The following is a 20,531-nucleotide window of genomic DNA, read 5'->3' on the forward strand; positions in this document are numbered from 1 at the left end:
AGGTCGGTCATGAAATGTCAAAAGTGCGGCCATGAGAACGATCCGGCCATGCCCTGGTGCGACAAGTGTTTAACCGAATTCCCCTCCTCGAAGGGCCGCTATTTGGCCTGTCCGGAATGCCGCCATCAGAACGATCCCGACGCCTTTCACTGCGAGGTCTGCCACGAGCCGCTCCGGCCGGGCCAGTCGGAGTGAGGGGGCCAAAACGATGACGCCGCTCCCCGACATCCTGGAGGCCGATCTTTCGATCGTCTTCGTCGGGATCAACCCGGGAACCACCTCCGCTCAGGTTGGACACTACTACGCCCGTTCAACGAACCTCTTCTGGCCGATGCTCCACGAGAGCGGCCTTCTTCCGCATCCGCTCAAACCGGAGGACGATTGGAAACTGGTCCGATTCGGGATCGGGCTGACCGACGTCGTCAAGCGCTCCTCCGACAGCGCATCTGATTTGACGAGAGCCGAATTTGAAGCCGGAGCGATCGTCGTTCAAAATAAGATCAGGATGTACCGTCCGCGGATCGTTTGTTTGAATGGATTGACCGCATACCGAGCCCTCTTCGGCCGGAATGAAGGGCCGGGGGCCAAACCCCAAAGGATCGGGGAGAGCCGCGTCTTCGTCGTCCCTTCAACCAGCCGGCGAAACGCCGGTTATCCTCGGGAGACGGTTCTCTTCTGGTTCAAGGAGCTCGAGCGGTTTCGAAGGGAGAAAATGGCGTGAGGCGGATCGGCGTACTGGGGCTGTTCGTCTTCATCTGCGTCATCATCGCATTTTCATCGAACGGAGCGGCGTCCTCTTCGCCGACCCTCGCCGTCGCCGCCGCCTCGGACCTTCAGTTCGCCATGGGAGAGATCGCATCGGCCTTCGAGAAGTCGACGGGGAGCAGGGTGAAAGTCTCCTTCGGCGCCTCCGGGAGCTTCGTTGCACAAATCACGGCGGGCGCGCCGTTCGATCTCTTCTTTTCGGCCGACGAGTCGTATCCGAAGCGGTTGATCGAGACGGGACTGGCCATTCCGGAATCGTTTTTCCGATATGCCACCGGACGGCTCGTCCTCTGGGTGCCGAACGGGTCTCCAATCGACGTCGCCAAAGAGGAGATGCAGGCCCTCCTTCACCCGTCGGTCCGGAAAGTCGCCATCGCCAATCCGGCCCATGCCCCCTACGGCAAGGCGGCGGTGTCGGCGCTGCAATCGTCGGGGCTTTATGAGCGGGTGCAATCCCGTCTTGTCCTCGGAGAGAACATCTCGCAGGCGGCCCAGTTCGTTCAGTCGGGGAATGCCGACATCGGCCTGCTCTCCCTCTCTCATGCGAGCGCCGCGCCGATGAAAGAGAAGGGGCGATTCTGGCTGGTCCCGGTCGACGCCTATCCCCCGCTGCACCAGGCGGCGGTGATTTTGCGTCGAAGCCGGGAAGCGGCATTGGCGCAGTCGCTGATCGATTTCATCAAAGAGGGGGAGGGGAAGGCCATTCTGGAGCGGTATGGCTTCACCCTCTCGTCGGAGGCGAAATGAACTGGGAGGCCCTTTGGCTTTCGATCGAGTTGGCGTCGTTCACCTCGGTTCTCCTTCTTTTTCTCGGGATCCCGCTGGCCCACTGGATCGTCATCTCCCGATGGCGCTGGAAGTTCTTGGTGGAGGCGGTGGTCGCTCTTCCGATCGTTCTCCCGCCGACCGTTCTCGGTTTTTATCTTTTGATGGCGTTCGGCCAAAACAGTCCGCTCGGCGCTTTTTATGAGTCGATCGCCGGCACCACCTTACCGTTTACTTTCGGCGGTCTTTTGGTCGCCTCCATTCTTTACTCCCTTCCCTTCGCGGTGCAGCCGCTGGCGACGGCCTTCGCGGGGGTGAATCCCCGATTGGTTCAAAGCTCGTGGGTGCTCGGCGAGTCGCGTTGGAGGACCTTTCTTCGGATCGTCCTGCCGTTGTCGAAAAGCGGAATCATCACCGCGTTCGTCCTCAGCTTCGCGCATACCCTGGGAGAGTTCGGCGTCGTCCTGATGGTCGGCGGAAATATTCCGGGGGTGACGCGAACGTTGTCGATCGATCTTTACGATCAGGTCCAGGCGCTCAATTATCGGTCGGCGGGAAAGACGGCCCTTTTTCTGCTGATCCTCTCGTTTTTTTTCCTCTCCATCGTGACTTATATGAACCGGAAGCGACAAGGAGCAGAGGGTGGAACTGAACGTTGATCTCCACTATCCCCTCCCGAAGGGCGGGGGTCTGCAGGCACAATTTTCCGTTTCACTCGATTCTCCCCGGATCGTTGTTCTCTTCGGCCCGTCGGGGAGCGGCAAGAGCACACTGCTCCATTGTCTGGCGGGACTTCTTCAGCCGGGGCGGGGAGAGATCCGGCATGGCGACACGATTTGGTTCGATGCGTCGCAAGGGATCTCACTTCCGCCGCAGCGGCGTTCGGTCGGCCTTCTCTTCCAGGACTACCCTCTCTTTCCCCATCTCACCGTTCAAGAAAATATCGCCTATGGCCTGCGCCGGTGGAACCGTGCGGAGAGCGAGCGGTCGGTCCGCGGTTGGATCGACCGGTTTCAGCTGGGCGGAAAGGAGAATCGATTTCCGGCGGCCCTCTCGGGGGGGGAGCAGCAACGGGTGGCCCTGGCGCGGGCGCTCGCGCCCAAGCCGCGTTTATTGTTGCTCGATGAACCGTTCTCCGCGCTCGATCTTCGCACGCGGGCGCTTGTTCGCGCGGAGGTACGGCGATGGGTTGAGGAGGAGCGGGCGACGGCATTGGTCGTCACCCATGACATCGTTGATGCGATGACGTTGGGAGAAGATTTGATCATTCTCTCGGAAGGGGTGATTCTTCAACGGGGCCGCCCGCTCGACATTTTCAGCAGACCGGCCAGTCCCGAGGTAGCGAAGATCGTCGGGGTGGAGAACCTGTTGCCGGCGCAGGTGATCCTTGCTTCGGAAGAGCGGGTGGTACTGGAGGTCGGGAAAGGACGAATCATCGCCGTCGGAGAGGCGCCCCCCGGCGGTCGTTGTTTCGTTTCGATCCGCGCCGAGGAGGTGATCCTCGAGCGGGGAAGACCGGCGCAGAGCAGCGCGCGCAATCGCCTCGTCGGCTTCATACAAGAGTGCATTCCAGTCGGCGCGCAGGTCCGCGTGGTGATCGATTGCGGCTTCTCCCTGACGGCGCTGGTGACCCGTCAAGCGGTGGAGGAACTCTCTCTCCGGCCGGGCGCGGAGATCACGGCGGTGATCAAAGCCTCCTCGGTTCACCTGATTCCGACGGAATGAAACGGGTCCTTTAATCCTCCTCCTCGACCGTTCCGGCCTTGCCGCCCCCGTAAAAGGTGTAGTTGATCGTCTGCAGGAAGAGGTCGTTCATCGCGTCCAGATTGGCACTCATCTTCAAGATGATCTCTTTCAAGAGCTGATGGACCAGCGCGGGCTGCTCTTTCTCCATCTCGTCGTAAACAAACCGATGGAGCAGAAGCACCAAACCGTCCGCGGTGACTTTTGCCCGGGACGCATGCCGCCGGCTCACGAAGAAGGAGAGCTCTCCGAAGAATTGTCCGGAGGGAACGGTCGCGATGACCTGCCGATGGCCGCTGGGGGTCTTCTTCGTGATCTCCACCGACCCTCGCTGAACCAAATACAAAATGCCCGGGAGGTCCTCTTCTTTATAGATGACGTCATTTTTCTTATACTCCCGCTCTTCCAACTTCTGGACAAGATACCGGAGCTCATCGACCGTCAACTGTGAAAAAAGGGGGAACTGTTTCAGCGCTTCAACGGTTGTTTTGGTTGCCATTCGTATCCACCTCCTTGTATTCTCAATCGGGTTTCCGTGTCTGCGAACTTGTTCTTAGACGCCATCCCGTCCGTAGGCACAATATATGAGACGAGGATCGCGTGTCAATGCCTCTTGTCAGGAAAGCGTATTTAAGCGGGAGTCTTGAAGAAGTCCCTCACGTGACGATCACGAGAGTCGAAGCCGCGCTCTCGTCGAACATTCGCATTAGCAGGAATAAATTCCCTCTTTCAATCCACGGAGATCTTCCGATTGACACTCCTTTTAAAACTGTAATAATTGCGGCGACAGCTTGTCCCTGGGGTGGTCCACTCAGGGTCGGTTTGTCAAGAGGTGCCATGGATGGTTAGATTAGTGTCGGCGGTTATCGGGACATCGCCCATATTGAACCCAGGGATTTTCGGAATCCTTGGGTTTTTTATTTTTGCGAGCGGTTCGGAGAGAGGGAAGGGGTGAGCAAAGAGCTCGAACAACGGGTCCTGGACCAGACGCGAGAATTGACGGCGGCCAACGAAGCGCTGAGAAAAGAGACGATCGAGCGCCGGCGCGCCGAGGAGGCGCTGCGTCTGAGCGAAGAGCAATTCCGGGGCGCGTTCGATCACGCGCCGATCGGCATGGCGCTCCTCCGTCCGGACGGCCGCTGGCTGACGGCGAACCCCGCTTTTTACCGGATGCTCGGATATGCAGAGCCGGAACTGTTGGAGGAGACCTTTCAGTCGATCCTCCATCCCGAAGACCTCGAAGCGCATCTGAAAGGCGCTCGGCAGTTGCTGGCCGGGCAGATCAACCTCTTCGCCGTGGAAGAGCGCCTTTTCCATAAGGATGGCCGGATCATATGGACCCACGCGAGCGTCACGGTTGTCAGAGCCGCCGAAGGAGATCCGCTCTATTTTGTCGCCCAGATACAAGACATCAGCGGGTCCAAGAGAATTCAAGAAGCGTTGAGGGAAAGCGAGGAGCGCTTCCGCCAGCTGGCCGAAAATATCACCGAAGTTTTTTGGATGACCAATCCCGATAAAAACGAAATACTCTACGTCAGCCCCGGCTACGAAAAAATTTGGGGACGGCCGCGTCGGAGTTTGTGTGAGCGGCCGTCCGAATGGCTCGATGCGATTCATCCGGACGATCGGGAGCGGATCCAAAATTCGGCGATGACCCTTCAGGCCTCGGGCGCCTACGACGAAGAATACCGCATCATCCGGCCGGATGGATCGACCCGATGGATTCGGGACCGGGCTTTCCCGATCAAGGATACATCCGGGCGCGTCTACCGCATCACCGGAATTGCCGAGGACATCACCGAGCGGCGGCAGGCGGAGGAGCGGATCCGTTTTCAGGCCAACCTGCTCGACGTGGTCGAACAGGCGGTCATCGCGACCGATATCGCCGGGGTCATTCTTTACTGGAACCGTTTTGCAGAAAAATTATACGGGTGGTCCACCGGGGAGGTGTTGGGTCGAAACATTATGGAGATCACCCTTTCCGATCTTTCTCTTGATCAAGCCGGCGAGATCATGAATCTGCTAGCGCGGGGTGAGGGATGGTCGGGAGAGTTTCTTGTCCGCCGCCGGGACGGCGCTTCCTTTATGGCGATGGTCATCGATACCCCGATTCGAGATGACCAAGGGAAATTAATCGGAATCATCGGAGTCTCTTTTGATGTGAGCGAGCGCAAGCGGGCCGAGATAGAAAGGGATCATCACGCCGCCCAGCTTCAAGGTTTGGCCGATGCTTCCCTGGCGATGAATTCGGCAATTTCATTGGATGAAACATTGAAGATTGTGACCGACAAAACTCGGGAGATCATCGGAGCGCATATGTCGGTGACCGGCATGACGATCAACGGGAAATGGGAGCAGGCGATCAGTGCCGTTTCGTTTTCGGATAAATATGAAGCATTTCGGCACTACGATGAGCGGCCCGACGGCTCCGGCATCTATGCGATGGTCTGCCAGGCCAATCGCCCGCTGCGGATGACGCAGGCCGAATTGGAGGCCCATCCGAGATGGCGCGGATATGGAAAACATGCGGGCGCGCATCCGCCGCTTCGCGGCTGGCTGGCCGCTCCCCTGGTGGGGAGAGACGGAAAAAACATCGGCCTCATTCAACTCTCCGACAAATACGAGGGTGAGTTCACCCAGCAGGACGAGGCGATCCTGGTTCAAATGGCGCAGCTCGCGTCAAACGCAATTGAGAACGCGCGGCTTTATGAAACATTAGAGAAAGATATTCAAAACCGGAAGAGAACCGAGGAAAGGCTGAGGGAGTACGAAAAAGCGGTTGAAGGTCTGGAAGAGATGATCATCGTGGTGGATCGAGACTACCGCTACTTGATTGCGAATCGGGCGTTCTTGAACTATCGGGGGATGGAGAAAGAGCAGCTCATTGGTCGTTTCGCCCCGGATCTATTGGGAAGAGAAGTTTTCGAGAAAATCGTCAAGAAAAAATTAGACGCGTGTTTCCGAGGTGAAGTGGTTAAATACGAGATGAATTTCAGCTATCCGAAGCTTGGCGAAAGAGTTTTGTCTTTATCATACTTTCCGATCGAAGGGCCTGCCGGTATCGATCGCGTCGCCTGTGTGATGCAAGACATCACCGAGCGCAAGCAGGCGGAGGAAGCGCTGCGGACCAGCGAGGAGCGCTTCCGGCGCTACTTTGAGCTGGGTCTGATCGGCATGGCGATCACCTCGCTCGAGAAAGGGTGGATTGAGGTCAACGATGAGATCTGCAGGATTTTAGGTTACGAACGAAGAGAACTGCTGGAAATGACCTGGACGGAGGTAACACATCCGGACGATCTGGACGCCGATTTTTCGCATTTCAATCGGATGCTTTCCGGTGAAATCGACGGCTACTCGATGGAGAAACGATTCATCCGAAAGGATGGGCAAGTGATTCACGCCGCCATTTCGGTAAAATGCCTGCGCCGCCCGGACGGTTCGATCGATTACATGGTGGGACTGCTGCAAGATATCACTGAACGCATGCAGGCGGAGGCGCGGCTGGCCTATCAAGCCAATCTGCTTACGCATGTCGGAGACGCCATTCTCGCGACCGATCACCGGTTGGTCCTGACGGCATGGAATCTCGCCGCCGAGAGGATCTACGGCTGGAAGGCGGAAGAGGTGCTCGGCCGGAGGGTGTCCGATGTCATTCGCTCGGAGTGGACCGATGCCCAACGATCGGAAGCCCTTGACGTCCTCATTAAAACCGGGACGTATCATACCGAAGTCATCCATACTCATAAAGACGGCAGGAAGATTGATATCCAGGGATACACGATCGCCCTCCGGGACGAAGCGGGGCGAATTACCGGCTACGTGAGCACGAACCGAGACATCACCGAGCGCAAACGGGCGGACGAGGCCTTGCGTCAATCCGAGGAGAAATACCGCACCCTCTTCGAAACCATGGCGCAGGGGGTCATCTATCAAGATGCCGCCGGGAAGATCGTCGCGGCGAATCCGGCGGCGGAGCGGATCCTGGGATTGACGTTGGATCAGCTGCAGGGAAGGACCTCGTTCGATCCCCGCTGGCGGGCTATCCGGGAAGACGGCTCCGATTTTCCTGGAAAAAATCATCCGGCGATGGTTGCGCTGAGAACGGGGGAAGCGGTCATAGAAGTGGTGATAGGTGTTTTTCATCCGAAAACGGAGACGTATCGCTGGATCAGCGTCAATGCTGTCCCGCAGTTTCGTGCCGGGGAGGACAAACCCTATCAAGTTTACACCGTTTTTTCGGACATTACCGAGCGTAAAAAGGCGGAAGAGACGATTCGAGCGGCCAAGGAGTTCTCCGAGAACCTCATTCAGACGGCCAATGTAATGATCCTCAGTCTCGATACCGAGGGGAGAATCGACATCTTTAACAAGGCGGCCGAAAAGATCACCGGTTATACCCTTTCCGAGCTGAAGGGGAAGAATTGGTTCGAGACACTCGTTCCCCGGGATCGATACCCCTCTGTCTGGGAGTACTTTACCCAAGTGGTGGAGGGTGGGATGCCGAAGGCCTTCGAGAACCCGATTCTCACCAAAACGGGTGAAGAGCGCTACATCCTGTGGCAGAACAATCAGGTGAAGGTCGATGGGAAGGTCGTCGCCACGATTTCGTTCGGAAACGATATCACGGAGCGGAAAAAGGCGGAAGAAGCGCTGCGTGCCGAGCATGCTTTTCGAGAAGCGATTGAAGAGGCGATGCCCGCCGGGGTCATGGTCGTCGATTCGACCGGCCGGCAGACCTACGTGAATCAATCTTTCTGCGAGATGGTCGGCTGGAGCGCGGAGGAATTAAACGGCGCGGCCCCCCCCTTTATCTTTTGGCCCCCCGAGCAGATCGATCGGATTAAAGAGAGCTTCGAGAGGCACACCCGCGGGCGCGTCAAGGCCGGACCGGTGGAGCTGATCTTCCGCCGCCGCAACGAAGAGCGGTTTCCCGTCTCGCTCCTCGTCTCCTCTTTGGTCGATCACCAAGGAGAACCGGTCGGCTACTTGGCGTCGGTGCACGACATGAGCGTCCTGAAAACATCCCAGGAAAAGCTGGAGCGGCGGGAGCGGCAGCTGCTGCAGGCGCAGCGCCTCGCTCACCTTGGAAGCTGGAGCTGGGACTTGGTCTCCGATACCGTGACCTGGTCGGACGAGCTCTACCCGATTTTCGGCGTCGTTCCGGAACGGTTTACTCCCACGTATGAGGGCGTGGTTCACCTCATTCATCCGGACGACCGTGAAAGATTCAAGCAGGCCAATCGGACGGCGCTCCGCGGCGGCCGCTCCTTCGAGGTCTCTTTCCGCGTCATCCGAACGGAGGGGGCCGTCCGGATACTCCACGCGAGCGGAATGGTCAGTCTCGATCCAACGGGTCGCCCCGTCTCGATTGTCGGTGTCGTCCAAGATATCACCGACATCAAACAAGCCGAGGAGACCCTCCGTGAGAGCGAGGAGCGGTACCGATCGCTCATCGCGAATATTCCCGACGCCGCCTGGCGGGTGAGGGAAGACGGACAACCGATCTTCATCAGCCGGAATATCGAAAAGATCATCGGCTATACCTCCGAGGAGATTTGCTCCGGCGGCTTCACTTTAACATTCGGCCGGATTCATCCGGAAGATCGTGAGCGGGTCGCGCGGGCCTTCAAATCGCTCTTCTCTAAAAACCAAAAGTTCGACGTCGAGTACCGGGTCCAAAGGAAAAACGGAGAGTGGATCTGGATCCACGATCGGGCGGTCATGACTTACCAGAGAGAAGGAATCCGATATGCCGATGGAATCGTATCGGACATCACCGAGCGAAAGAAATCGGAGGAGGCGGTCCGGAAGAGCGAGGAGCGGTTTCATCTCATCGCGCGGGCGACGAACGACGCCGTCTGGGACTGGGATCTTCCCACGAACACGGTCTGGTGGAACGAGAGCTTCAAGACCCTTTTCGGATATAACGAGATCGAGCCGGGGGTCGAGTCGTGGAGCAAGCGGATTCACCCGGAAGATAAAGAGCGGGTCCTCGCCGGCACACACGCCGTCGTCGAGCGCGGCGGGCAATTCTGGTCGGCGGAGTATCGTTTCCTTCGGGCGGACGGAAGTTATGCGACCATTTTGGATCGCGGTTATGTCGTTCATGTCAAAGACGGAAAGGCGACCCGGATGATCGGCGCGATGATGGACATCACCGAACGCAAGCGGGCCGAGGATGCTTTGACCGAGTATGCCAAGCGTTTGCGGAGTCTTTCCGGTCAGCTGCTGGAAGCGCAAGAGACCGAACGGCGTCGCATCGCCCGAGAGCTTCATGACGAGATCGGACAGTCCCTGACGGCCATCAAACTCCAGCTGCATGGGTCGAAGCGCCTCTCTGATCGGCGCATGGAGGAATGTATCCAAATGGTGGATCAGACCCTTTCGCAAGTGCGTAACCTCTCGCTCGATCTGCACCCCCCGGAACTCGACGAGTTGGGGTTGGTCGCCACATTGCGCTGGCATTTGGACCGACAAGCGCATGCTGCAAACTTGATTTCCAACTTTTCGGCCGATCCGCTTCCGGCCCGGCTCCCTCCGGATCTTGAGATCGCCTGTTTTCGGGTCGCGCAAGAAGCGCTGACCAACGTGATCCGCCATGCGCATGCCGGCGAGGTCTCGATTGAATTACGGCAGCGAGAGAATGAACTGCATCTTACGGTCGAAGATGATGGTGAAGGGTTTGACGTCGGGGCCGCCCGCAGTCGGGCGATACAAGGGACGAGCCTGGGATTGGTCGGAATGCAGGAACGGGCCGAATTGGCCGGAGGGCGGTTGGAACTGGATTCCGCGCCCGGTGAAGGAACGCAGGTCCGCGCCATCTTTCAATTGGCCGATACGGCTCCAAAAAAACAGTCAAAGCGGAGAAAACGATGAACCTCATTCGTGTACTGCAGGTCGATGATCACAAACTGGTTTGCGCCGGGATGCGGCTGCTCCTGGAAGGGCTGGAGGGGGTTCAGGTGGTCGCGGAGGCGCACGATGGCCGGGAGGCGCTGGCGTTGGTCAAGGTCCATCATCCCGACATGGTTCTGATGGATATTGCGATGAAAGGTTTAAACGGATTGGAAGCGACCGCCCATCTCAAAAAAGAATTCCCGGAGATCCGGGTGATTATTCTCTCGATGTATTCCAGCGAAGAGCATGTTTTGCAGGGGTTGCGGGCCGGCGCCTCCGGCTACTTGTTGAAGGACGCCGCGACACAGGAGCTGGAGCAGGCGATCCGGGCGGTGATGCGCGGCGAAATGTATCTCAGCCCGCCGGTTTCAAAGCAGGTCATCGGGGATTATGTTCATCGGGTCTCCCAAGGATATAAAGCGACCTGCGAGCTGACCCACCGCCAGCGCGAAATTTTGCAGATGATCGCGGAAGGGCAGAGCACCAAAGAGATCGCCCACCAGCTCGATCTGAGCGTCAAGACGATCGAGACCCATCGCGCCCAGTTGATGAAGCGGCTCGGAATATACGATATCGCCGGTCTGGTCCGCTGCGCCATCCGAATGGGCCTGATCACCCCCGACAAATAACAGCCGAAATAATCCACCCATATCCTCCTACCGATATTAAACTAGAAAAAAGTGGGTCGGAGCCTTCCCGATCCCGCTAAGGTTTTCATCACCTTAAAATCAGACACTTCCCCATTGCGGATTATCCCCTTTCGCAGCATAAATAATGCAGGAGGGATTTTCCCGTCGCAGCATCGAACGCGAATGTTCGACGCTGCGAACCGCCGTTCGGATGCGAGGGGCTCTTGTTCCGCATCGTGCGGGGAAGAGCGGATGATCAATCAGTTAAAGGACATCTTGTCGGCGAAGGAAAGAAGATGACCGATTCGATCAAGGTACTTTTGGTGGAAGACAATCCCGCCGACGCCCGGCTGGTGCGGGAGTGGTTGGTGGAAGCGAACACGGTCCGATTTCGGATCGCGCACGTCGATCGGATCGTCGACGCGCTTGAGGCGCTCGGCAAAGAAGCGTTTCACGTCGTTCTGCTCGATCTCTCCCTTCCCGACGCCCAGGGGCTCGAGACGCTCAAGCGGATCCGGAGCGAAGCGCGCGGCCTCCCGATCGTGGTGCTGTCGTATCGTCAAGATGAGGACCTTGCTCTCCAGGCGATCCGAATGGGGGCGCAAGATTATCTGATCAAAGCGGAGGAGAGCGGCGGCCTGCTCGCCCGCTCGATCCGTTATGCCATTGAGCGAAACCGGGCGGAAGCTCGGCTTTCCCCGAAAGAAGAAGGGCTCGGCGAGAACCATCACCTCTTTCGGGCCGTCATCGAGGGAACCACCGATTATATTTATGCGAAGGATCTTCAAGGGCGGTACGTGATGGCAAATTCGGCGGCGGCGCGCCTCCTCGGGAAACCGACCGAAGAGATCCTCCGTCGGACCGATCATGAATTGTTTGATCAGAGGGGGGCGTTGCTGATCACAGAGGACGACCGACGGACCATCCAGACCGGCGAGACGCAAACCTTTGAAGAGAGCGTCATGATCGATGAGAGGGTGCGGACGTTTCTCTCGACAAAGGCGCCGTGGCGCAACCAGCGGGGGGAGGTGATCGGCTTGGTCGGAATCAGCCGGGATATCACGGAGCGAAAAGAGGCCGAAGAATCGATCCGCGCCCATGCCCGGCAGCAGAAAGCCCTTGCCGAATTGGGTCAACATGCGCTCGCCGGGTTCGACCTCTACGCCCTCCTCGATCAGGCGGCCGTATCGGTCGCCCGCGCCCTTGAAACGGAATATTGCAAGATTTTGGAGCTTCTTCCCAACGGCAAAACCCTCCTCCTCAGGGCGGGGGTCGGTTGGAAAGAGGGGCTGATCCGAACCGCCACTTTTGCCGCAAATTCGGAATCGCAAGGAGGATATACCCTTTTGGAAAAAAGCCCGGTGACCGTCGAAGACCTTCGAACCGACGCCCGATTCACTTCCCCGACGTTGCTTCGCGAGCATGGGGCGATCAGCGGCGCCAGCGTGATCATCCCCGGCGCAAGCCGGCCGTTCGGCACCCTGTCGGTTCATTCGACCCGTCCGCGCCGTTTCGCCCAGGAAGAGATCCGGTTTCTGGAGGGGGTCGCCCACCTGCTCGCCACGTCCATCGAGCGACGGTGCGCCCAGGAGATGATCCGGCACCAGGCGTATTACGACATGTTGACCGGCCTTCCGAACCGCTCCCTGCTGGAGAATCATCTCTCGCTGGCGATCGCCCAAGCCGACCGGCACAACGACCTGGTCGCCCTGATGTTCCTCGACCTTGATTGCTTTAAAGAGATTAATGACACGCTGGGACATCCGACCGGAGACCAGCTGTTGAAGGCGGTCTCCGAGCGGCTGGCGGCCTGCGTGCGGGACGGGGACACCTTCGCCCGGATCGGGGGAGATGAGTTCACGATCCTCCTTCCGGAGATCGACACCATTGAGAAAGTCACCCGGGTGGCCGAGCGGATCATCGCCGCTTTTGCCCCTCCTTTCCGGCTGGACGGGGCGGAGCATTCTGTCAGCGCCAGCATCGGCATCGCGCTCTATCCTCATGCAGGACGCGACACCGAAACGCTCCTCCGAAACGCCGACACCGCTTTGTATTGCGCCAAGAAACGGGGGAGAAACACATTTTGCTTCTTTTCCGAAAACGATCGGCAAGAGGCCGCCCCCCCGTTGCGTCGCGGATGACCGGCGGTCACCGGTCCGTCTTCCGGCCAAAGGAGCGCGCGCTTCGGCCGCCGGGAGGGGATCTCGAAGTCAGCGCTTCGGCTTTGAAGAGGCCGGTCCGATCCGAACAGGATTTTAGGCTATTGGAGAGAAAAAATGGAATCGAAGCGGATCAACGCCTTGCTGATTGAAGACAATCCGGGCGACGCCCGCCTTGTCCAGGAGATGCTCTCCGATGTGAAGGAGTTTTCCCTTTCTTTTAAATGCAGCACCCGGCTCTCTGCGGCGCTCCGGTCTCTTCGCGAAGCGCCGCCCGACATTATCCTTCTCGACCTCTCTCTCCCCGACGCGCAAGGGCTCGAGTCGCTCGGCCGGCTGTTGAGCGCCGCGCCCGGCATCCCGATCATCATCCTTACCGGACTGAGCGATGAGAAGGTCGCGGTCGAGGCGATTCAGAAGGGGGCTCAAGATTATCTCGTGAAAGGAAGGATCAGCGGCGACCTTCTGGCCCACGCGATTCCTTATGCGATCGAGCGCAAGCAGGCCAACGAGCTGCTCCGCGCCCGCGCCCGGCGCCAGGCGGTCATCGCGGAGCTGGGGCAGCGGGCCCTTTCGGGAATGGCGCTCCCTGCATTGATGAATGAGGCGGTCGCCTTGGTCGCTAAGACGCTGGAGGTGGAGTACTGCAAGGTGCTCGAGCCGCTTCCGGACGGGAGCGCATTGTTGCTGACGGCCGGGGTCGGTTGGAAAGAGGGCCTGGTCGGACGAGCGACGCTCGGCATTCTGGAGAACTCTCAGGCCGCCTATACCCTCGCCTGCAATGGACCGGTGGTGGTGGAGGATCTGGAGACCGAGACCCGTTTTAACCCGGTGATGCTGCGCGATCATGGGGTGGTCAGCGGAATGAGTGTTCTGATCCCCGGGCAAGATTATCCGCATGGGGTCTTGGGGGTGCATACAAAGAGGCGGCGAACCTTCGGGAAGGAGGATGTGCTCTTTCTCCAATCGATCGCGAATGTGCTTGCCGCCGCCATTGAACGGAGAAAAGCGGAGGAGCGGATCGAGCACCAGGCTTACCACGACGCTCTGAGCGGTCTCCCGAATCGATTGCTGTTCGAAGATCGCCTCTCGATCGCCGTGGCGCAGGCCCGTCGAGGCGAAGAGAAGCTTGCGGTCCTTTTGATCGATCTCGATCGCTTCAAGGTGATCAACGATACCCTCGGCCATGCGATCGGAGACGAGCTGCTGCGGGGGGCGGCGGCCCGCTTCATCGGCTGCGTTCGGGAAGGGGACACCGTCGCCAGGATGGGGGGAGACGAATTCGCCGTTCTTCTCCCGCAATTGGACAACGATGAGACCGCGGTTCAAATCGCCGGCCGGATCGCCTCTTCCCTAAACCCGCCGTTCCCTCTCGACGGCCGGGCGCTCTTTGTGACCGCCAGCATCGGGATCGCCCTCTACCCGCATGCCGGGGGCGACGCGCAGACCCTTTTAAGGCATGCCGACATCGCCCTCTACCGGGCCAAAGAGCAGGGAAGAAATACCCTCCGCTGTTACTGTCCGAGCATGAATGCAAAGGGGTTTGAGCGCTTGTTGCTTGAGAGCGCGCTGCGCCAGGCGTTGGAGCGGGAGGAGTTCCTTCTTCATTTTCAGCCGCAGGTGAATCTGAAGACGGGAGAGATCATCGGATTCGAGGCCCTCGTCCGTTGGCGCCGGCCGGAAATGGGACTGATCTCCCCGGCCGAATTTATTCCGCTGGCGGAGGAGACCGGCCTGATCATTCCGATCGGGGAGTGGATTTTGCGCGCCGCCTGCGCTCAAAATAAAGCCTGGCAGGAGGCCGGTTTTCCGTCGATGCGGGTGGCCGTCAATCTCTCCGCGCGCCAGTTTCATCAGGACAATTTTGTGGAAACGGTCCGTCGCGTCCTGAAAGAGACCCCCCTTGATCCGAGCTTCTTGGAGCTCGAATTGACGGAGAGTGTATTGATGGGGAAGGAGCAGAGCATCCTCAGCATGCTTCGCGAGCTGGCCGCCATGGGGATTCATCTCTCCATCGATGACTTCGGCACCGGGTACTCTTCGCTGGCCTATCTCAAGCGTTTTCCGATCGAGAAGCTCAAAGTCGATCAGCTCTTCATCCATAACATGACCACCGATCCGAACGACGCCGTCATCGCCCGGACCGTCGTCGCGATGGCCCACTCCCTTCGCCTGAAGGCGATTGCGGAAGGGGTCGAAACCGAAGCGCAACTCGCCTATCTCCGGTCGATCGGGTGCGATGAGATGCAGGGGTATCTCTTCAGCCGCCCCCTCCCTGCCGAAGAGGCCACTCAGTTGCTGATTCAAAAGAAGGGGCTTTCATTCGCTCCCGATTGCTCGATATGACGGATGAGAATATCTGATTCTGTTTGAATATAACGGCTTGAAAACAATGGTTGAGCGTTTTTAACAGAGCGGCCGCCCGGCCCTTTCCGAGAATCCCTCCCTCCGAACACCTTGCGCAAGCTTTTCGCCGCGCTTATAATAAAGTATTTTCCAGACACACGGTGAGAGCCGCGCCCCTTCTCATTCGGGATCGCCCTTCACGGGACCCGCTTCACCTGTCACCCGGAGTCATTGATGGCCCATCCCAAGAAACGGCTTACAACCAACGCGGCCGGGAATTTCTTCGTCGACGCCACCTGCATCAACTGCGATACCTGCCGGCAGCTGGCTCCCAAGAGCTTCAAAGAAGAGGGAGATTATTCGGCGGTGGCGCGCCAGCCGGAGGGAGACGCGGAGCTGCTTCAGGCGTATCAAGCGCTTTTGGCCTGCCCGGTCGGATCGATCGGCACGGAGCAAAGCGACAAAGCGCGGCTGCAAGAGGCGATGAAAAGTTTTCCTCTTCTGTTGGAAGACGGGGTCTACTATAACGGATTTAACTCGGAGAAGTCGTTCGGCGGGAACAGCTACTTCATCCGCCATCCCGACGGAAACTGGCTGGTCGATTCCCCCCGATACGTGGGGCGCCTGATTAAAGCTTTTGAGGAGATGGGGGGAATTCGCACCATTTTTCTGACGCATGAGGATGATGTCGCCGATTCGGCCCGTTATGCCGAGCATTTCGGGGCGACGCGCATCATCCACCGGGCCGACGCGGCGGCTTCGCCGGGGGCGGAGCGGATCGTGGATGGAGAAGAGCCGATTGTGGTTTCGGAGCCGTTTCAGATCATTCCGGTTCCGGGGCATACCGAAGGGAGCATGGCGCTGCTTTACGATGGGCGGTTTCTCTTCTCGGGCGATCACCTCTGGTGGGACCCCGAACGGAATGCGCTCGGCGCTCCGGAGCGGCTGGTGTGGGACGGGGAGCGCCTATTGACGTCGGTCGCCAAGCTGCGCGGCCATCCCTTCGAATGGGTGCTGCCCGGCCACGGCGACCGCATCCGCCTCACCCCCGCCGAAGCGGCGGCGCACTTAGATCGTCTGCTCGAGCGCCGTCGCGCGGCGCGGCCATAAACCGATCTTCAACCCGTTTCGGCGCGCAATCTCCAGGGTGGACTTGTATTCGCGGAGAAGATCTTCCCTCTCTTGAAGAATCTCGCCGAGAAAGGCGTCGTCGTTTTCGGAGACTTCTTCCAGCGCTTTCTTATAATAGTCGGCTTCCGTCCGGGCGAAGAGCTCGCCGTTTCGGATGGCGATCGCCTTGTGGATCAGAAATAAAATGACGACCGTCTGGAGCAGGATCAATCCAACCAAGATTCGTTGCTTTGAAAAATCCATCCAATCCCTCGTTCTATTTCAAGGAACAACGATTTTCTTTTTCTTTTGTTGTGTTGCGATCAAATGCATTTCGGCCAGGATTTTGAAGAACGATCCCATCCCGAGCTTCGCCTGTTCTCTCAGCTTCGGATCGAGCCGGCCGTGGCGGGTCAACAATTCAAGCCCTTCCAAATAGATCATGGCCTGCCGGTAGTAGCGTTGGATCGGCCCCCGTTTCCCTCCATCGGTCTGCTTGATGGCCGTCATGACGATCTGGTACGTCCGCTGCCAGAAATAATCAAAAAGCGCTTCATCCGTGGTGAGGGAGCGGTCTTTGTCGGTTGGGGTCGGTTTCCGTAGGCGGTCAACAAGCATCGGTTTCTCCTGGCATTCGAAAATGGCGGCGCCGGCCATTTTCTCTCAATCGTTAATAACCCATCCTGGGATCAAGCCGTCGTATTCTACAATTCCAGACCAGGATATGCAATAAAAAAATATCCGAGGGGCGGAAAAAAATGGGGCTCAACCGTGAAAGTCGTTCGGCCGGCTTATCCCGGACGCGACGATGCCGCCCGGCAACGGGGAGGACGATGAAACCGTCCTTGTTTTTGTGATAAGATAAAAAACCGGGGAAACTGAGATGAATCGGCTCGATGAATGAGGGCTCTCATGAAGAAAATCGGATTAACGGCGGTTTGGCTGGTGATGGGGTTGTGGATGGTTATTGTCCCGATGGCCGCGCACCCGTCGGAAAACGCCGCGGCGCCGGGCGCCGGGAGGGAGATGGCGACCTTCGCGGGGGGCTGTTTTTGGTGCATGGTTCCCCCTTTCGATCAACTGAAAGGGGTGGTCTCCGTGACGTCCGGCTATACCGGCGGCCATGTCGAGAATCCCACCTATCAGCAGGTCACGGGCGGGGGAACGGGACACGCCGAGGCGGTGCGGATCGTTTATGACCCCGATCTCATCGGTTACGACAAATTGCTGGCGATTTTCTGGCTGAACATCGATCCGGTCGCCATCAACCGCCAGTTTTGCGACTCCGGGGAGCAGTACCGGAGCGAAATTTTCTATCACGGAGAGACGCAAAAGCGCCTGGCGGAGGAGTCGAAAGCGGCCATCGAAAAATCGGGGCGCTTTCGGGAGCCGATCGCGACGAAGATCACCGCCGCCTCCGAATTCTATCCGGCGGAGGATTATCACCAGGATTTCTATAAAAAGAGTCCGGTCCGCTACAAGTTTTATCGTTATCTCTGCGGGCGGGACCAGCGTCTCGAGGAATTGTGGGGAAAGGCTCAGGCGGGGCACTGACCGTCATTTGTACCGGCCGGCCAGATCGGCCAGCGAGACAATTCCGGCCAGCCGCTTCTCGCGGCTCAGGACGACCAACCGCCGAAGTTGTTTCTCCTGCATCAGCTTGGCCGCTTCCTCCACCGCTGCATCCTCGAAGCAATAAACCACTTCTGCAAGCATGGCATCCTGGACTTTCGTCCGGGCCGGATCTTCCCCCACTGTCCGGAGGTGGACATCTTTATCGCTGAGCATCCCGACGACGAAGTCCCCATCACACACCGGCAAGACGCCGATCTTCCGCTCCTGCATCTTTTCAGCCGCCTCTTGAAGGGTCGCTTCGGGGCGGATCACCTCGACATCCTGCGTCATAATTTCCTTCACCTGCATTCCATTTCTCCCCTTTGTTTAGTTCCATTATAAAGATAGCTTGTTGTCCAGAATGGGGTCTATCCTCCGAAAGGATTAATCCTTTCAGGGAATAGCACCGTTCAAGCTCATCAGCTAGACTAAATTGTCGCCTATGATTAAAACCAAGAGGAGGAACGAACATGATGAAGAAGATTTTTAGTTCGATCGGCGTGTTTGTGATGATATTGGCGCTGGCCGGCGTCGGCTTTGCCGGCAAAGCGGTCACCGGAGAAATCGTCAAAATCGACGGCGAGATGGTCTCGATCAAGGACGACTCGGGCAAGGTTCAGCAGGTGCATGTCGATCCCAAAGGGACCAAGAAGACCGGCGAGCTCAAGGAAGGGGCGAAGGTCACGGCCCAGGTCAATGATCAAGGCCATGCCGAATCGATTGAAGTAAAGAGTTAAGCGGCGTCGCGAATATTGAAAGGCCCTCCCTTACGCACTACGAGTAGGGGAGGGCCTTTTCATTTTCTCAAATTGACTTTCTTTCCGGGGAACAGTATCATGCGGGTGTTTGCCTGGGATAGCCCACGGAGATTTTGCCGCCCAGCCTGTCTCTTGCCTTCTGAAATATTCAATTGAGGAATTAATGAATAAGTCACTTGCTGAATACCTTCAATCTTTATCAGAGACAGATCTTTACCCGCTTATACGCGATTTGTTACGTGTCATGGGCTATAAGCAAGTTACCATTACACACGGCCCGCTTGAGGTAGGAAGAGACTTAGTTTTTCTGGAGTCAGATCCAATCGGTCGACATATTTGGAGAGGTGTGCAGGTTAAGACGGATTCTTTAACAGGGAGCCTTGCTACAGAGAAAGGAGCTAGAGCAGTAATTAACCAGTGTGAAGCTGCTTTGGACACGCCATACACAGATCCAAACGGTCAGGAGGTAGGCCTTTTTGAGGTATGGCTGGTGTCACCTTATCCAGTAAGTGATTTTGCAAAACTTAGCATTAAAGGAAAACAGAAGATAGGGTCTAAGGTACATATTATAGAAGGTCCAAGATTATGTGACCTTGTTGAAGAGTTTATTCCCGATCTTATTGAGTCTGGTTCGAAGCCGATAGAGAAGTACCTTCGGGCGCTTATTGCCTTTTGCGATTCGCCTGAGGAATATTTATCAACCAAAATGAAGATGACATATTCCATATCGGATATCTTTATAGATCCGCTAGTAGCGATCGAGTTAATAAAGGGAGACTCACTTTTTAAGAAAGAGCCACTATCTAAAGTGATGCGGTGTGAGGAACTAAAAAGCAGTTTGAATTTTGTAATACCTCTTCTTAGAGAGAGCCTATTACCCGCTGTTGAGTTTTATTTTATGTCTGAGCAAATAAAAAACCTTTCAAAGTTATCAAAAGCGCTCAGTTCAATAGCGTGGTATAAAGAAAGTTCTTCGACATTTCGAGAAGCTTTACAACCCTTGTTATTTATCATAGGAATCAATGAAAAAGATGAACACTCAGCGTCTAGAACTCAAAGTTCAGAAAAATCATTTGCATCATGTATGGAGTATGAAATTCTAGAGGAATTTGAGGGGGAATTATGTTGTTTAACTCATCCCGAGGTTGAAATTCTTAAAACATATGCAAATTTGAATAAATTACGGCCTAACTCTGTAAGGCAGAAAGGTAATTCTCTGGATGAGGAGTTATGGGTAAAGGCAGAAAGTGGCAGAGGGCAATTCCTCATACGATTACTTGATGCGTATAAAGGTTCTATAGATCAATTGAGTTCTATGAACCAAGTTGTTACACATGTGAGAAAATTAATTTATGAAAAAAAACTAAAAAACAAAAAAATGTATGAAGAGGAAATTAAAAGTGCCCATGATTCCATTACCAAGGTCATAGGTTTCTTAGACCAATTTGATTCTGAATTAAGACAACGCTATAAGGCATTATATTCTGAAATTTCTAATATTCATATGCAACCTGATATAACGACACTACATCACGAGATTCGAACAGTTACTGAACTAGGACAAATAACCTCTTTTACTGATGCTTTTTATGGGAAGACTTCTGAAGAAGATTACAATTGTAAATGATCAAGTAAAAAGGACCCACCGCGATAAAGTAAAATGGACCCACCCCTCTGGGTTATAAGGTTGCTGTTTGGACTGCTTCCTTCATTCTTTTCTGGCTGCTCTTGAAGCGATACGATTC

General features: G+C 56.6%; 17 protein-coding genes. 13 read left to right on the forward strand and 4 right to left on the reverse strand.

From position 1 onward, the window contains the following. Positions 1–9 precede the first annotated feature (9 nt). Genes MNODULE_RS21980 through MNODULE_RS22000 form a run of 5 tightly spaced genes read left to right on the forward strand, consistent with a single transcriptional unit; the run spans position 10 to position 3,255 of the window. Positions 10–195: a hypothetical protein gene (locus MNODULE_RS21980; protein WP_168063340.1), complete on the forward strand. Its 186-nt coding sequence runs from the start codon at positions 10–12 to the stop codon at positions 193–195. A gap of 13 nt (positions 196–208) precedes the next feature. Beyond that, a complete protein-coding gene (locus MNODULE_RS21985) occupies positions 209–721 on the forward strand; it encodes a mismatch-specific DNA-glycosylase (RefSeq protein WP_168063341.1) in 513 nt (170 codons plus the stop codon). Further along, entirely contained in the window at positions 718–1,512 is a 795-nt protein-coding gene (gene modA / locus MNODULE_RS21990; RefSeq protein ID WP_168063342.1) for a molybdate ABC transporter substrate-binding protein, read from the forward strand. Before MNODULE_RS21985 ends, modA begins: the two co-directional genes overlap by 4 nt. Then, positions 1,509–2,189 carry a molybdate ABC transporter permease subunit gene (gene modB, locus MNODULE_RS21995; protein WP_168063343.1) on the forward strand — a complete coding sequence of 227 codons (681 nt, stop codon included), beginning with the start codon at positions 1,509–1,511 and terminating at the stop codon, positions 2,187–2,189. Before modA ends, modB begins: the two co-directional genes overlap by 4 nt. After that, positions 2,173–3,255 (forward strand): ATP-binding cassette domain-containing protein, encoded by a 1,083-nt coding sequence (locus MNODULE_RS22000; RefSeq protein WP_168063344.1) that lies wholly within the window; start codon positions 2,173–2,175, stop codon positions 3,253–3,255. Before modB ends, MNODULE_RS22000 begins: the two co-directional genes overlap by 17 nt. 10 nt (positions 3,256–3,265) lie before the next feature. On the opposite strand, the gene MNODULE_RS22005 is transcribed toward MNODULE_RS22000, so the two are convergent. Then, positions 3,266–3,772: a Crp/Fnr family transcriptional regulator gene (locus MNODULE_RS22005; RefSeq protein ID WP_168063345.1), complete on the reverse strand. Its 507-nt coding sequence runs from the start codon at positions 3,770–3,772 to the stop codon at positions 3,266–3,268. A 452-nt stretch (positions 3,773–4,224) separates the two neighbouring features. Here MNODULE_RS22005 and MNODULE_RS22010 point away from each other — a divergent pair, with 452 nt between their 5' ends. The 5 genes from MNODULE_RS22010 to MNODULE_RS22030 all read left to right on the forward strand — a co-directional run bounded on the left by MNODULE_RS22010 (position 4,225) and on the right by MNODULE_RS22030 (position 16,414). Then, entirely contained in the window at positions 4,225–10,149 is a 5,925-nt protein-coding gene (locus MNODULE_RS22010; RefSeq protein ID WP_168063346.1) for a PAS domain S-box protein, read from the forward strand. Further along, on the forward strand, positions 10,146–10,799 hold the full coding sequence (locus MNODULE_RS22015; protein ID WP_168063347.1) for a response regulator: 654 nt from the start codon (positions 10,146–10,148) through the stop codon (positions 10,797–10,799). Before MNODULE_RS22010 ends, MNODULE_RS22015 begins: the two co-directional genes overlap by 4 nt. A gap of 296 nt (positions 10,800–11,095) precedes the next feature. Beyond that, positions 11,096–12,940 (forward strand): diguanylate cyclase domain-containing protein, encoded by a 1,845-nt coding sequence (locus MNODULE_RS22020; RefSeq protein ID WP_168063348.1) that lies wholly within the window; start codon positions 11,096–11,098, stop codon positions 12,938–12,940. A gap of 135 nt (positions 12,941–13,075) precedes the next feature. Continuing rightward, on the forward strand, positions 13,076–15,304 hold the full coding sequence (locus tag MNODULE_RS22025) for a two-component system response regulator (RefSeq protein ID WP_168063349.1): 2,229 nt from the start codon (positions 13,076–13,078) through the stop codon (positions 15,302–15,304). Positions 15,305–15,538: 234 nt separating this feature from the next. Continuing rightward, positions 15,539–16,414 carry an MBL fold metallo-hydrolase gene (locus tag MNODULE_RS22030; protein ID WP_168063350.1) on the forward strand — a complete coding sequence of 292 codons (876 nt, stop codon included), beginning with the start codon at positions 15,539–15,541 and terminating at the stop codon, positions 16,412–16,414. Here MNODULE_RS22030 and MNODULE_RS22035 read toward each other — a convergent pair. Next, positions 16,373–16,678, reverse strand: coding sequence for a hypothetical protein (locus MNODULE_RS22035; RefSeq protein WP_168063351.1), 306 nt, complete (start codon positions 16,676–16,678; stop codon positions 16,373–16,375). The genes MNODULE_RS22030 and MNODULE_RS22035 overlap by 42 nt on opposite strands. 18 nt (positions 16,679–16,696) lie before the next feature. Next, a complete protein-coding gene (locus MNODULE_RS22040) occupies positions 16,697–17,032 on the reverse strand; it encodes a hypothetical protein (protein WP_168063352.1) in 336 nt (111 codons plus the stop codon). 357 nt (positions 17,033–17,389) lie between these two features. Between MNODULE_RS22040 and msrA the strand changes: the two genes are divergently transcribed. Next, the gene (gene msrA / locus MNODULE_RS22045; RefSeq protein ID WP_422666769.1) at positions 17,390–17,968 is read left to right on the forward strand and encodes a peptide-methionine (S)-S-oxide reductase MsrA; all 579 of its coding nucleotides are present in this window, start codon (positions 17,390–17,392) and stop codon (positions 17,966–17,968) included. A 3-nt stretch (positions 17,969–17,971) separates the two neighbouring features. Here the strand turns inward: msrA and MNODULE_RS22050 are convergent, their stop codons facing one another. Beyond that, positions 17,972–18,337 (reverse strand): CBS domain-containing protein, encoded by a 366-nt coding sequence (locus tag MNODULE_RS22050; protein ID WP_168063354.1) that lies wholly within the window; start codon positions 18,335–18,337, stop codon positions 17,972–17,974. Between the two features lie 161 nt (positions 18,338–18,498). Here MNODULE_RS22050 and MNODULE_RS22055 point away from each other — a divergent pair, with 161 nt between their 5' ends. After that, positions 18,499–18,765, forward strand: a complete 267-nt coding sequence (locus tag MNODULE_RS22055; protein WP_168063355.1) for a hypothetical protein — start codon at positions 18,499–18,501, stop codon at positions 18,763–18,765. Positions 18,766–18,949: 184 nt separating this feature from the next. Beyond that, complete coding sequence (locus MNODULE_RS22060) at positions 18,950–20,413, forward strand: restriction endonuclease (RefSeq protein ID WP_168063356.1); 1,464 nt, start codon at positions 18,950–18,952, stop codon at positions 20,411–20,413. Positions 20,414–20,531 lie beyond the last annotated feature (118 nt).

It is taken from the genome of Candidatus Manganitrophus noduliformans (assembly GCF_012184425.1).
Classification (GTDB): Bacteria; Nitrospirota; Nitrospiria; order SBBL01; family Manganitrophaceae; genus Manganitrophus; species Manganitrophus noduliformans.

Coding starts and splice junctions, on each gene's coding strand:
- MNODULE_RS21980 (WP_168063340.1), top strand. CDS start 10: ATGAAATGTCAAAAGTGCGGCCATGAGAACGATCCGGCCATGCCCTGG.
- MNODULE_RS21985 (WP_168063341.1), top strand. CDS start 209: ATGACGCCGCTCCCCGACATCCTGGAGGCCGATCTTTCGATCGTCTTC.
- modB (WP_168063343.1), top strand. CDS start 1,509: ATGAACTGGGAGGCCCTTTGGCTTTCGATCGAGTTGGCGTCGTTCACC.
- MNODULE_RS22005 (WP_168063345.1), bottom strand. CDS start 3,772: ATGGCAACCAAAACAACCGTTGAAGCGCTGAAACAGTTCCCCCTTTTT.
- MNODULE_RS22015 (WP_168063347.1), top strand. CDS start 10,146: ATGAACCTCATTCGTGTACTGCAGGTCGATGATCACAAACTGGTTTGC.
- MNODULE_RS22020 (WP_168063348.1), top strand. CDS start 11,096: ATGACCGATTCGATCAAGGTACTTTTGGTGGAAGACAATCCCGCCGAC.
- MNODULE_RS22025 (WP_168063349.1), top strand. CDS start 13,076: ATGGAATCGAAGCGGATCAACGCCTTGCTGATTGAAGACAATCCGGGC.
- MNODULE_RS22030 (WP_168063350.1), top strand. CDS start 15,539: ATGGCCCATCCCAAGAAACGGCTTACAACCAACGCGGCCGGGAATTTC.
- MNODULE_RS22035 (WP_168063351.1), bottom strand. CDS start 16,678: ATGGATTTTTCAAAGCAACGAATCTTGGTTGGATTGATCCTGCTCCAG.
- MNODULE_RS22040 (WP_168063352.1), bottom strand. CDS start 17,032: ATGCTTGTTGACCGCCTACGGAAACCGACCCCAACCGACAAAGACCGC.
- msrA (WP_422666769.1), top strand. CDS start 17,390: ATGGCCGCGCACCCGTCGGAAAACGCCGCGGCGCCGGGCGCCGGGAGG.
- MNODULE_RS22050 (WP_168063354.1), bottom strand. CDS start 18,337: ATGCAGGTGAAGGAAATTATGACGCAGGATGTCGAGGTGATCCGCCCC.
- MNODULE_RS22055 (WP_168063355.1), top strand. CDS start 18,499: ATGATGAAGAAGATTTTTAGTTCGATCGGCGTGTTTGTGATGATATTG.
- MNODULE_RS22060 (WP_168063356.1), top strand. CDS start 18,950: ATGAATAAGTCACTTGCTGAATACCTTCAATCTTTATCAGAGACAGAT.